Origin of the sequence: Citrobacter sp. wls711 (genome assembly GCF_005281055.1) — a bacterium.
Taxonomy (GTDB): Bacteria; Pseudomonadota; Gammaproteobacteria; order Enterobacterales; family Enterobacteriaceae; genus Citrobacter; species Citrobacter gillenii.
This window is the reverse complement of record NZ_SZXC01000079.1, coordinates 127,851-140,637: the sequence shown is the minus strand read 5'-3', so window position 1 is coordinate 140,637 and position 12,787 is coordinate 127,851. Positions and strand designations below refer to the sequence as shown.

At 52.1% G+C, this 12,787-nt stretch carries 12 protein-coding genes; 7 read left to right on the top strand and 5 right to left on the bottom strand.

The features are described 5' to 3' along the window. Positions 1-20: 20 nt before the first annotated feature. Together pyrE and rph are read right to left on the bottom strand one after the other, a co-directional pair. Positions 21-662 carry an orotate phosphoribosyltransferase gene (pyrE, locus tag FDW98_RS22225; RefSeq protein ID WP_096759073.1) on the bottom strand — a complete coding sequence of 214 codons (642 nt, stop codon included), beginning with the start codon at positions 660-662 and terminating at the stop codon, positions 21-23. Positions 663-727: 65 nt separating this feature from the next. Then, entirely contained in the window at positions 728-1,444 is a 717-nt protein-coding gene (gene rph / locus FDW98_RS22220) for a ribonuclease PH (RefSeq protein WP_096759072.1), read from the bottom strand. 125 nt (positions 1,445-1,569) lie between these two features. On the opposite strand from rph, the gene FDW98_RS22215 reads away from it, so the two are divergent. Beyond that, positions 1,570-2,433, top strand: coding sequence for a YicC/YloC family endoribonuclease (locus tag FDW98_RS22215; RefSeq protein WP_096759071.1), 864 nt, complete (start codon positions 1,570-1,572; stop codon positions 2,431-2,433). Between the two features lie 102 nt (positions 2,434-2,535). Here the strand turns inward: FDW98_RS22215 and FDW98_RS22210 are convergent, their stop codons facing one another. Next, positions 2,536-2,976 (bottom strand): hypothetical protein, encoded by a 441-nt coding sequence (locus FDW98_RS22210; protein ID WP_096759070.1) that lies wholly within the window; start codon positions 2,974-2,976, stop codon positions 2,536-2,538. A gap of 13 nt (positions 2,977-2,989) precedes the next feature. Further along, a complete protein-coding gene (locus tag FDW98_RS22205; protein WP_096759069.1) occupies positions 2,990-3,661 on the bottom strand; it encodes a hypothetical protein in 672 nt (223 codons plus the stop codon). 547 nt (positions 3,662-4,208) lie between these two features. Here FDW98_RS22205 and FDW98_RS22200 point away from each other — a divergent pair. After that, complete coding sequence (locus FDW98_RS22200; RefSeq protein ID WP_096759068.1) at positions 4,209-4,826, top strand: trimeric intracellular cation channel family protein; 618 nt, start codon at positions 4,209-4,211, stop codon at positions 4,824-4,826. On the opposite strand, the gene ligB is transcribed toward FDW98_RS22200, so the two are convergent. Next, positions 4,823-6,502, bottom strand: a complete 1,680-nt coding sequence (gene ligB / locus FDW98_RS22195; RefSeq protein ID WP_096759067.1) for an NAD-dependent DNA ligase LigB — start codon at positions 6,500-6,502, stop codon at positions 4,823-4,825. The two genes, FDW98_RS22200 and ligB, sit on opposite strands and share 4 nt — an antisense overlap. A gap of 261 nt (positions 6,503-6,763) precedes the next feature. Between ligB and gmk the strand changes: the two genes are divergently transcribed. The 5 genes from gmk (at position 6,764) to recG (ending at position 12,754) form a co-directional block, all read left to right on the top strand. Next, complete coding sequence (gene gmk, locus FDW98_RS22190; RefSeq protein ID WP_005122601.1) at positions 6,764-7,387, top strand: guanylate kinase; 624 nt, start codon at positions 6,764-6,766, stop codon at positions 7,385-7,387. A gap of 54 nt (positions 7,388-7,441) precedes the next feature. After that, complete coding sequence (gene rpoZ / locus FDW98_RS22185) at positions 7,442-7,717, top strand: DNA-directed RNA polymerase subunit omega (protein ID WP_002442542.1); 276 nt, start codon at positions 7,442-7,444, stop codon at positions 7,715-7,717. Between the two features lie 18 nt (positions 7,718-7,735). After that, a complete protein-coding gene (gene spoT / locus FDW98_RS22180) occupies positions 7,736-9,850 on the top strand; it encodes a bifunctional GTP diphosphokinase/guanosine-3',5'-bis pyrophosphate 3'-pyrophosphohydrolase (protein ID WP_096759066.1) in 2,115 nt (704 codons plus the stop codon). A 127-nt stretch (positions 9,851-9,977) separates the two neighbouring features. Then, positions 9,978-10,667, top strand: a complete 690-nt coding sequence (gene trmH / locus FDW98_RS22175) for a tRNA (guanosine(18)-2'-O)-methyltransferase TrmH (protein WP_096759065.1) — start codon at positions 9,978-9,980, stop codon at positions 10,665-10,667. 5 nt (positions 10,668-10,672) lie between these two features. Further along, positions 10,673-12,754 carry an ATP-dependent DNA helicase RecG gene (gene recG, locus FDW98_RS22170; RefSeq protein ID WP_096759064.1) on the top strand — a complete coding sequence of 694 codons (2,082 nt, stop codon included), beginning with the start codon at positions 10,673-10,675 and terminating at the stop codon, positions 12,752-12,754. Positions 12,755-12,787: the final 33 nt, after the last annotated feature.

Genomic DNA, 12,787 nt, shown 5'->3' with positions numbered 1-12,787 from the left:
GCGCCATCCGGCAGTTCTGATTATACGCCGTATGTTTCGCGATACGCCCGCACTGCGGCCAGATGTTCCGCCATCTCCGGCTTCTCTTCCAGATACGCAATCAAGTCTTTCAGGGTAATGATTGAAATAACCTTGCACCCATAATCACGCTCCACCTCCTGGATAGCGGAAATCTCACCACGACCCCGTTCCTGACGATCGAGAGAAATCAGAACCCCAGCTAACATCGCACTATTTGCCTGGATTATCTCCATCGACTCACGAATCGCCGTACCGGCGGTGATCACATCATCAACCAGCATCACACGGCCCTGCAATGCGCTACCAACCAGGTTACCGCCTTCGCCGTGGGTCTTCGCCTCTTTACGGTTAAAGCAGTACGGCAAGTCTTTATCGTGGTGTTCTGCCAGCGCAACGGCGGTCGTCGTGGCAATAGGAATACCTTTGTACGCCGGGCCAAACAGTAAATCGAATTCAATACCGGAATCCACCAGCGCTTCGGCATAAAAACGGCCTAACAGTGCCAGGTCACGCCCGGTATTAAACAGTCCAGCGTTGAAGAAATAGGGGCTTTTACGCCCGGATTTCAGCGTAAACTCGCCGAACTTTAGTACCTGCTTGCTAAGCGCAAACTCAATAAACTGGCGCTGATACGGTTTCATGGATTCGCTCCTCATCTCACTTTATAACAGACAAAAAAAAGGCGACTCATCAGTCGCCTTTAAAATCAATTTTCTAACGCCACCTTCTGCGTCGTTATGATGGATTCAATGCCCCCTCGGGCCAGCGCCAGTAGGGTGAGAAGTTCTTCATGGCTGAACGGTTCGCCTTCCGCCGTGCCCTGCACTTCAATAATGCGACCGTCTTCGGTCATCACCACGTTCATGTCGGTTTCTGCCGCAGAGTCTTCAACGTACTCTAAATCGCAGAGCGCTTCGCCATTCACAATACCCACGGACACTGCAGCAACCATCCCTTTCATTGGGTTGGTTTTCAGCTTACCGCTGGCAACCAGTTTGTTCAGCGCATCAGCCAGCGCAACACAAGCACCGGTAATGGATGCAGTACGGGTACCGCCGTCTGCCTGAATCACGTCGCAGTCCAGGGTGATGGTGAATTCGCCAAGCGTTTTCAGGTCAACGGCGGCGCGCAGCGCACGCGCGATCAGACGCTGAATTTCCATGGTACGGCCGCCCTGCTTACCTTTCGCCGCTTCACGTGCGTTACGGGTATGAGTCGCACGCGGTAACATGCCATATTCTGCGGTGATCCAGCCTTGCCCCTGGCCCTTCAGAAAGCGCGGCACGCCTTCATCAATCGAGGCGGTGCACAGTACTTTGGTATCACCAAATTCGACCAGCACGGAGCCTTCAGCGTGTTTTGTATAATTACGGGTCAGGGTGACGGGACGCACCTGGTTGGCACTACGACCTGCTGGACGCATGATAAAATCTCCGGCTTGAAACGAATGTGGCTGCGCATTATACGGAGTTCCGACGGTTATTCCTATCCTGACAAGACATGGATGGCTATAATCCTCCCATCTCATCTTCAAAAACAGGAACGTCTATGATCCGCAGCATGACCGCCTACGCCCGGCGTGAAATCAAGGGTGAATGGGGTAGCGCTACCTGGGAAATGCGCTCGGTAAACCAGCGTTATCTGGAAACCTATTTTCGCCTGCCGGAACAGTTCCGTAGTCTTGAGCCTGTTGTACGCGAACGCATCCGCACGCGTCTGACGCGCGGTAAAATCGAATGTACGCTGCGTTTTGAGCCTGATGCCAGCGCGCAAGGTGAGTTGCTCCTGAATGAAAAACTCGCTAAACAGCTCGTCACCGCCGCAAACTGGGTCAAGATGCAGAGCGATGAAGGCGAAATTAATCCGGTTGATATCCTGCGCTGGCCGGGTGTTATGGCGGCCCAGGAACAAGACCTGGACGCTATTGCCGCAGAGATCCTTGCCGCGCTCGATGGCACGCTGGACGACTTTATTGTCGCACGTGAAACCGAAGGCCAGGCGCTAAAAGCGTTAATCGAACAACGTCTGGAAGGCGTCAGCACCGAAGTGGCGAAAGTCCGCGCGCATATGCCGGAAATCCTGCAGTGGCAGCGTGAACGTCTGGTTGCCAAACTCGAAGACGCACAGGTTCAGCTGGAAAATAACCGTCTTGAACAAGAGCTGGTGCTGATGGCGCAGCGTATCGATGTGGCGGAAGAATTAGATCGTCTGGAAGCCCACGTTAAAGAAACCTACAACATCCTGAAGAAAAAAGAGGCGGTCGGCCGTCGTCTGGACTTTATGATGCAGGAATTCAACCGTGAATCGAACACCCTCGCCTCTAAATCCATCAATGCCGAAGTGACTAACTCAGCCATTGAGCTGAAGGTATTGATCGAGCAAATGCGCGAGCAGATTCAGAATATCGAATAATTTTGCATACCATTCTTATGCTATCGTAAAGCACAGGATAGCCTGCTAAATGCGGGCTATCCCTACCGTCAATAAGTGCTGATTGATATAAAATTGGAGTAATTATTTATCTGGCATATATTTGTCGTTATAAAGACTCTTCAGAATATCAACCCGAACAGCGTTGCTGCTGTTCATCTTCACCACTGTCAGTACTTCATCAGATCCCCTGAGGCGCCAGCATTCTGCCCCTATATCGCATTTTTCCTGTTTTTCATAGCCCACCATTGAGAGATATTCACTAATTTTCCACGTATCCCTGGTATCATGGAACGTCACACTCCATACATCAGCCTTAGGGCCAGAAATGTTCGTATAATTAAAGTCATACACTTGGGATATTCTCGGCATTTTTTTTAAAACTTGGGGAGTGTAATAATCATATTTGGCTTTATCAAACTCTGTATATTGTGCGTTACCTGCAAGTCTCATTTTAATATTAGGCCAGAAATAAGAGCTGCATATAGCTATTACCATCAGCACTATTATGACTGCCTGTTTCATATGTTTCCCTTTTTTACCAGTTAACGACTGAGCCATCTCTGGAAACTATTTTAACGTTACCAGACCTAAAGTCGCTGTAAGGTATCACTGTTCTCATGAATGAGGGCAAAACACCTTTTATTGGAGAGGCAGAAGTGGCTTTTACCGGATCAGGAAATAAAATCGGTTGGAATGAGGTGTTTTTAAAAGAGCCTATTGGACCATAGTAATCCCAACGTCTGAGAGCGTCCTCTTTGCTTACGGGCTGCAATAGCGTGAATGGGTTACTATATGAAACTACGCGGTAAAATCCCAGCAAATCGGATACTAAATCCTCACCACTAAAACCGCTATCAGCGTAAAGATAAAAGGGGAAATTTGACTGTAAACCTTCAAAACGATGAGCGAGTGCCCTCATCATGGAAAGCGCTATACTATGTCGTTCACATAAACTGCGCCCTTTTTTAATTCTCCATCTAATGAACTTCCCAATTGTGAACCCTCCCTTCCCCATACCCTGAGTATATTTTACATCGTAATAATCTTTTCCCGAACACTCACCTTGATGCATATCCAAGAGTAATTTTCTGACGTCATCACCTCGAGCATGCCCCATATCTATCCAGCCCAAAACTTCGGTGTAGATTATCCCACTTCTTAAATTTCCGGCCTCTCCGCCATCCTGTATTTCTTCCCTTACACTCATCCCTACCACTCCGATTAACGAAATACTGATTATTTTGCTGTAAATGCGCCTACACGCATAGAAGCAATAAACGAGACTGTCGTTTTTCAGAATTGAAGCCGTTGAATATCAGAATTTACTCAGACAAACTTCCGCAATGGTCTCTGGGGTTTAGTAGTCGTAAGAAATACCTTTTGCAGCGCACCAAAGTACATACAACTCCTCCCTATCCCAAATTTCAATATTCCAGGTATGATTAAAGGCGAACCTGAATTCCAACTTGTCCGATGATCAGGGGTGATAGTATTGGTGAAATATCATACGTAGATCGCCAATAAACGGCGGGGCTACATCGCTTTCCCGACGCTTCAGTTCTCATCCATTCATTTCGAATTACATTTTCTCACCATTTTTTATGGCTGCATACAGTGCAAAGCGTATACTACAACGCACTTATAGTAAATTCGCATTAGCTGCAGTTATTAAAACCACTTCGCCTTAGAAAATCTCAATCGTGACAACGAGCACAAATCGCTAACCTTAGCCCCCAGGAAATCAGGGGGAATACATGCTGTTACACGTTTTATACTTAATTGGCATCACTGCTGAAGCCATGACGGGTGCACTGGCGGCAGGCCGTCGTCGCATGGATACATTTGGCGTTATTATTATTGCCACCGCGACCGCCATTGGCGGCGGGTCCGTCCGTGATATTCTTCTCGGCCATTATCCTCTCGGCTGGGTGAAACATCCTGAGTACGTCATTATTGTGGCGACCGCCGCGGTGCTAACCACAATTATTGCTCCCGTCATGCCCTACCTGCGCAAGATTTTCCTCGTACTGGATGCACTAGGTCTGGTGGTGTTCTCGATTATCGGCGCACAGGTTGCACTTGATATGGGACATGGACCAATCATTGCCGTTGTAGCAGCAGTAACCACCGGTGTCTTTGGTGGCGTATTGCGCGATATGTTCTGCAAACGCATTCCGCTGGTGTTCCAGAAAGAACTGTATGCCGGGGTGTCATTTGCCGCTGCCGTACTGTACATCGTGCTACAACATTATGTTTCCAATCACGATGTGGTCGTTATCTCCACCCTGCTATTCGGCTTTACTGCGCGATTATTGGCGCTGCGCCTGAAGCTAGGGCTGCCGGTGTTCTATTATCACCATGAAGGTCATTAAGGCATAAATCCGGTAACGCGCTGAGCGGCTAACCAGTTGCTCAGTGCGTTGACTTGCCGATTATCCCGCCATTGAATCACCTGCCTGGCACGACGCTCTCCCGTGGAGGGAAGCTGGCGCCAACGGCTCTCATCGCACGCCTGTAATTGCCGCCAGGAACTCTCGTGACTGGCGTTAAGTGTTACCTGTGTTAACGGTATGCCCATGGCGATTAGCCAGCGAGTAAAAGGACGCTGCCGTGACAGATTGAATTGATGCCACAGCTTCTCTCCCTTGCTTACCCCAAGCGCGGACTGTAATTGCTCTGGGGTTAATGCCAGCCAGGAAAAGATATGTTCAAAGCGATACGCCTGATGGAGTTCCCGCCATCCCGCCTCGCCGATACCCTCAAGATCCAGCACCTCTTTTGCACTCAGCCAGACTAGTCGGGCAACAAATTGTTGCTGACACTCAGGCGTGGCATAAAAACAGGTCAATGAATTGAAGTGCCCCTCTGGGGGCGTAGGTTTAGTACGTTGAGTGCCGCGCCAGACAACTTCATCGATGCGAGGAATGCCCTGTCCGGCCAGGCTTATCAGGAGGTGATCGCCTGGGGCAATATCCCATTCATTCCAGCGCCTTATAGAGCCGACGTTGACACGCTGCACCCGTTTATCATCCAGCATGACAGGAGCCAGTATTGCGACCACGGCAATTTTCCCACTTTTACCAACAGAAAACTGAATATCCATGACCTCGGACACGCGAGCGACCGGAGAATATTTCCAGGCCACCACCCAATCGCCCTGTCCGGGTAACCAGTTTCGCGCTGGCGGCTCTTTTCCCATGCGCACCACCACACCATCCGTCACGAAAGGCAATTTGGAAGTCCACCAATGTGTACGGGCACGCTCGACCTCATCTGCATTATTCACGGGCTGAGTATAGTGTTGCGTAAAACCGAACCCCGCATCAGCGAGCAGCGTGAGTCTTTCCTGCATCGCCTCTGGGCCATCAGGCCAGGCCCAGATGAAAACAGCCAGGGAGTGTAGTGACTCTGGATTATTCTGACGCATCAGCATTCCTGCCACCTTCGAGCGGGCGTTCCTTCCGCCTCTCTTTTGCTGGATATGCCCCTCCTGCTGTAAAAATATTTCCCCCTGCAAGGTGCTGTTCGCCAGCAGACCTTTAGTGGTCTGCGGTATGGAAGGGATCCGGCGAACCTTCTGGGTCCAGTCTTCCCCCTTAAGTCCATTTCCGCGACTAATCGCCCTGATAAGACTGCCATCCTTATAAACCAGCGTCACCGCAACCCCATCGACCTTCGGTTGTACCCATACATCGCTACGGTTACGTAACCATTGCTTTATCGCGGGTTTATCTGCAAGTTTACGGACACCGGTATGGGGAATGGGATGCGATATCGTCCCGCTAATCGGTGGAGCAGTCATCTCGGCTTGAGGCTCCTCACCAAAACAGCGCTGCCACTGCCGTAATTGCGCATTGAGTTGGTCATAAACACCATCGTCTACGGCACTGACGCCCTGCTGCCAGTAGCTGGCATCCCACTGGGTTATCTGCTGTTGTAGCTGTGAAATTTCCTCATGAGCCCTGGCTGGCGACCAGACCGGGCACTCAGCCCATACGGGTAAGTGCCCTAGCAGCAAAATCAGCACCATGTATTTCCTTATTGCCATCACTACCTCCGCTGTAGGTTGTATTACGCGGCAGGTATAGCGCGAAGCGGTAGAGAATCCGAGTGGTAAAAAGCCATCCTGCGAGGTGCTTTCCGGTCATTTTTACTTGTTGCAGCAACTCTGCGATAAAACAGGAAAAAGATACGCAAAACGCAATAATCCTGCGCAAAAAGTGTGACAAAGACTACGTCGTATAGCGGCTACGTGTATAATAAGCTCGTATGTAGGCTCTCTTTCGACAATCACATACATAAGATACTCATGGCTCAAGGCACGCTTTATATTGTTTCGGCCCCCAGTGGCGCGGGTAAATCCAGCCTGATTCAGGCTTTATTAAAGACCCAACCGTTGTATGACACCCAGGTTTCTGTTTCGCACACCACGCGCGCACCGCGCCCGGGGGAAGTGCATGGTGAACACTATTTCTTTGTGAACCATGATGAATTCAGGACCATGATTGGCAGAGATGCGTTTCTGGAACACGCAGAGGTATTCGGCAATTACTACGGCACCTCGCGTGAGGCAATTGAGCAAGTACTGGCATCGGGCGTAGATGTCTTTTTAGATATCGACTGGCAAGGTGCGCAGCAAATTCGTGAAAAAATGCCGCATGCACGCAGTATTTTTATTTTGCCGCCTTCTAAGATTGAACTGGACCGTCGCCTGCGTGGGCGTGGTCAGGATAGTGAAGAAGTGATCGCAAAACGTATGGCACAAGCTGTTGCAGAAATGAGCCATTACGCCGAATATGATTATCTGATTGTGAATGATGATTTTGATACTGCCCTGGGCGATTTGAAAACGATCATTCGCGCCGAACGTCTGCGCATGAGCCGCCAAAAGCAGCGCCATGACGCTTTAATCAGCAAACTGTTGGCAGACTGAACCCACATTCAGTATCATGCCCAGTCATTTCTTCACCTGTGGAGCATTTTAAGTATGGCACGCGTAACTGTTCAGGACGCTGTAGAGAAAATTGGTAACCGTTTTGACCTGGTACTGGTCGCCGCGCGTCGCGCTCGTCAGATGCAGACAGGCGGAAAGGATCCGCTTGTACCAGAAGAAAACGATAAAACTACCGTAATCGCGCTGCGCGAAATCGAAGAAGGTCTGATCAACAACCAGATCCTCGACGTGCGTGAGCGCCAGGAACAGCAAGAGCAGGAAGCCGCTGAATTACAAGCCGTTACCGCTATTGCTGAAGGTCGTCGTTAATCACAAAGCGGGTCGCCCTTGTATCTGTTTGAAAGCCTGAATCAACTGATTCAAAACTACCTGCCGGAAGACCAGATTAAGCGTCTTCGGCAGGCGTATCTCGTTGCACGTGACGCTCACGAGGGCCAGACACGTTCAAGCGGTGAACCCTATATCACGCACCCGGTAGCAGTAGCCTGCATTCTGGCCGAGATGAAACTCGACTATGAAACGCTAATGGCTGCGCTGCTGCATGACGTGATTGAAGATACCCCCGCTACCTACCAGGACATGGAACAGCTTTTTGGTAAAAGCGTTGCAGAACTGGTTGAAGGGGTATCGAAGCTTGATAAGCTTAAGTTTCGCGATAAGAAAGAGGCGCAGGCCGAAAACTTTCGCAAGATGATTATGGCGATGGTGCAGGATATCCGCGTCATTCTCATCAAACTTGCCGACCGTACCCACAATATGCGAACGCTGGGCTCATTACGCCCGGACAAACGTCGCCGTATTGCCCGCGAAACCCTCGAAATCTACAGTCCGCTGGCGCACCGTTTAGGTATACATCACATTAAAACCGAGCTGGAAGAGCTGGGTTTTGAAGCGCTGTACCCGAACCGCTATCGCGTGATTAAAGAAGTGGTTAAAGCCGCACGCGGCAACCGCAAAGAGATGATTCAAAAAATCCTCTCGGAAATCGAAGGGCGTTTGCAGGAAGCAGGCATTCCGTGCCGCGTAAGCGGTCGCGAGAAACACCTGTACTCGATCTACTGCAAAATGGTGCTCAAAGAGCAGCGTTTTCACTCGATCATGGACATCTACGCGTTTCGCGTTATCGTCCACGACGCCGACACCTGTTATCGCGTACTTGGCCAAATGCACAGCCTGTACAAACCCCGTCCTGGTCGCGTGAAAGACTATATCGCCATTCCGAAAGCGAACGGATATCAGTCTTTGCACACCTCGATGATCGGTCCGCACGGGGTTCCGGTTGAAGTACAAATTCGTACTGAAGACATGGACCAAATGGCGGAGATGGGGGTTGCTGCGCACTGGGCATATAAAGAGCACGGCGGTGAAAGCAGCACCACAGCGCAAATCCGCGCGCAGCGCTGGATGCAAAGCCTGCTGGAACTGCAGCAGAGTGCCGGTAGCTCATTTGAATTTATTGAAAGCGTCAAATCTGATCTCTTCCCGGATGAGATTTATGTTTTCACACCGGAAGGGCGCATTGTTGAACTGCCTGCCGGTGCAACACCTGTCGATTTCGCTTATGCCGTGCATACCGACATCGGTCATGCCTGCGTCGGTGCACGCGTCGACAGACAGCCTTACCCGCTTTCGCAGTCGCTTTCCAGCGGCCAAACTGTTGAGATCATTACCGCTCCGGGCGCGCGTCCGAATGCGGCGTGGCTCAACTTTGTCGTTAGCTCGAAAGCCCGCGCCAAAATTCGCCAGCTGTTGAAAAACCTCAAGCGCGATGATTCCGTTAGCCTGGGTCGCCGTCTGCTTAACCATGCCTTAGGCGGCAGCCGTAAACTGGCTGAGATCCCGCAGGAGAGCATCCAGCGTGAGCTTGAGCGCATGAAGCTCGCCACGCTTGACGATCTGCTCGCGGAAATCGGCCTGGGGAATGCCATGAGCGTGGTGGTAGCGAAGAACCTCCAGCAGGGTGACGCATCTGCGAATGTTCCTGCGCAATCCGGCCACGGCCATCTGCCGATCAAAGGCGCTGATGGTGTGCTGATCACCTTCGCGAAATGCTGTCGTCCCATCCCAGGTGACCCGATTATCGCCCACGTCAGCCCGGGGAAAGGTCTGGTCATTCACCATGAATCCTGTCGTAACATCCGTGGTTACCAGAAAGAGCCGGAGAAGTTTATGGCTGTGGAATGGGACAAAGAAACGGAGCAGGAATTCATCACCGAAATCAAGGTGGAGATGTTTAACCACCAGGGTGCTCTGGCTAACCTGACGGCGGCAATCAACACCACGACTTCCAATATTCAAAGCCTGAATACGGAAGAAAAAGACGGTCGCGTCTACAGCGCCTTTATCCGCCTGACCGCTCGCGATCGCGTGCATCTGGCGAATATCATGCGCAAAATCCGCGTAATGCCGGACGTTATTAAAGTCACACGTAATAGAAATTAGCGCTTACACAAAATCATTCGAATTGCATCAAGGCGGCAAGCGAATGAATCCCCAGGAGCGTACAGAAGTACGTGACTGGGGTAAGTGAGTGCAGCCAACGCCGAGGCAGTTCGAAGGATGAAGTGTAATGAACTCAAACCGTTATGCGCGTATTTGTGAAATGCTCGCCAGGCGTCAGCCCGATCTGACCGTCTGCATGGAGCAGGTCCATAAACCTCATAATGTTTCTGCGATCGTTCGTACCGCAGACGCGGTCGGCGTGCACGAAGTCCACGCCGTCTGGCCGGGTAGCCGCATGCGCACCATGCTCTCTTCTGCCGCAGGCAGTAACAGCTGGGTGCAAGTCAAGACCCACCCGACTATTGGCGATGCGGTCACCCATTTAAAAAATCAGGGCATGCAGATTCTGGCGACGCATCTCTCTGATAAGGCTGTCGATTTCCGCGAAATTGATTACACGCGCCCCACCTGCATCCTGATGGGTCAGGAAAAAACCGGCATCACCCAGGAAGCGTTAGACCTTGCGGATCGGGATATCATCATTCCTATGACCGGCATGGTGCAGTCATTGAATGTCTCGGTTGCCTCCGCACTCATTCTGTATGAAGCACAGCGCCAGCGGCAAAACGCCGGCATGTACCAGCGAGATAACAGCATGCTGCCGGAAGACGAGCAGCAGCGCCTGCTTTTCGAAGGGGGTTATCCGGTGCTGGCCAACGTCGCAAAGCGCAAAGGTCTCCCTTACCCCCACGTCAATACGCAGGGCGAAATTGAAGCCGATGCCGCGTGGTGGGCCACTATGCAGTCAGCGAGATAAATCCGATGAAAGGCCGTTTACTGGATGCCATTCCACTTAATTCCCTGACGGGCGTTGGCGCAGCGCAAAGCAGTAAACTGGCTAAAATCGGCCTGCACACCGTACAGGATCTCCTGTTACACCTTCCTCTGCGTTATGAAGACCGCACGCATCTGTACCCAATTGGCGAGCTTTTGCCGGGCGTCTACGCCACTGTAGAAGGAGAAGTGCTGAACTGCACTGTCACCTTCGGTGGTCGGCGAATGATGACCTGCCAGATAAGCGACGGTTCTGGCATCCTGACGATGCGTTTTTTCAACTTCAGCGCAGCAATGAAAAATAGCCTGGCGACAGGTCGGCGAGTGCTGGCCTACGGTGAAGCCAAGCGCGGGAAATACGGGGCAGAGATGATCCACCCGGAATACCGCGTACAGGGCGATCTCAGCACCCCGGAACTGCAGGAAACGCTCACACCAGTTTACCCGACTACGGAAGGGGTTAAGCAGGCTACGCTGCGTAAACTTACCGATCAGGCGCTGGATTTGCTCGATACCTGCGCCATTGCCGAACTGCTGCCGCCCGAACTGTTACAGGGCATGATGAGCCTACCGGAAGCGCTGCGCACGCTGCATCGTCCACCGCCATCGTTACAGCTCAGCGATCTAGAAACCGGACAACATCCGGCGCAGCGGCGCCTGATCCTCGAAGAGCTCTTAGCCCATAACCTCAGTATGCTGGCATTGCGCGCCGGGGCACAGCGTTTTCATGCCCAGTCGCTGAGTGCCAACGATACGCTGAAAAACCAGCTGCTGGCCGCATTACCCTTCAAACCCACAGCCGCACAGGCGCGGGTGACCGCTGAGATCGAACACGACATGGCGCTGGATGTCCCGATGATGCGCCTGGTACAGGGTGATGTCGGATCTGGTAAAACCCTGGTCGCCGCGCTCGCTGCCCTACGGGCTATTGCCCACGGTCAGCAGGTAGCGCTGATGGCACCAACCGAACTGCTGGCCGAACAGCATGCGAATAACTTCCGTAGCTGGTTTGCCCCACTTGGCATTGAAGTCGGCTGGCTGGCCGGTAAGCAGAAAGGTAAAGCGCGTCTTGCCCAACAGGAAGCCATTGCCAGCGGGCAGGTACAGATGATTGTCGGTACACACGCCATTTTTCAGGAGCAGGTTCAGTTCAATGGTCTGGCGCTGGTGATTATCGACGAACAGCACCGCTTTGGCGTTCATCAACGTCTGGCTCTATGGGAAAAAGGTCAGCAGCAGGGTTTCCATCCGCATCAGCTGATCATGACTGCCACGCCGATCCCGCGTACGCTGGCAATGACCGCCTACGCCGATCTCGATACCTCGGTGATAGACGAACTTCCGCCGGGTCGTACGCCGGTCACCACGGTCGCCATCCCGGATACCCGTCGCAGCGATATTATTGATCGCGTGCGCAACGCCTGTACCCATGAAGGACGTCAGGCTTACTGGGTCTGCACGCTGATTGAAGAGTCTGAATTGTTAGAAGCCCAGGCGGCAGAAGCCACGTGGGAAGAGCTGAAAATTGCCCTACCGGAACTCAATATTGGTCTGGTGCACGGACGCATGAAGCCCGCCGAGAAGCAGTCGGTGATGGCTGCCTTCAAGCAGGGAGAACTGCATCTGTTGATCGCCACCACGGTGATTGAAGTCGGCGTGGACGTCCCCAACGCCAGCCTGATGATTATCGAAAACCCGGAACGTTTAGGTCTGGCCCAGCTGCATCAGCTACGCGGCCGCGTCGGTCGTGGCGCGGTGGCCTCCCACTGCGTGCTGCTCTACAAATCACCGCTGTCAAAAACCGCGCAGAAACGCCTGCAGGTCCTGCGAGACAGTAACGACGGATTTGTGATTGCGCAAAAGGATTTGGAGATTCGCGGCCCCGGAGAATTACTGGGGACACGTCAGACGGGGACGGCGGAATTCAAAGTAGCGGATTTACTACGCGATCAGGCAATTATTCCGGAAGTTCAGCGCATTGCTCGTCATATTCACGAACGTTACCCACAACAGGCAGTGGCGCTGATTGAGCGCTGGATGCCGGAAACCGAACGCTATTCCAACGCGTAATCGATAAATAGCGGCGGCGGTTGTCACACCGCC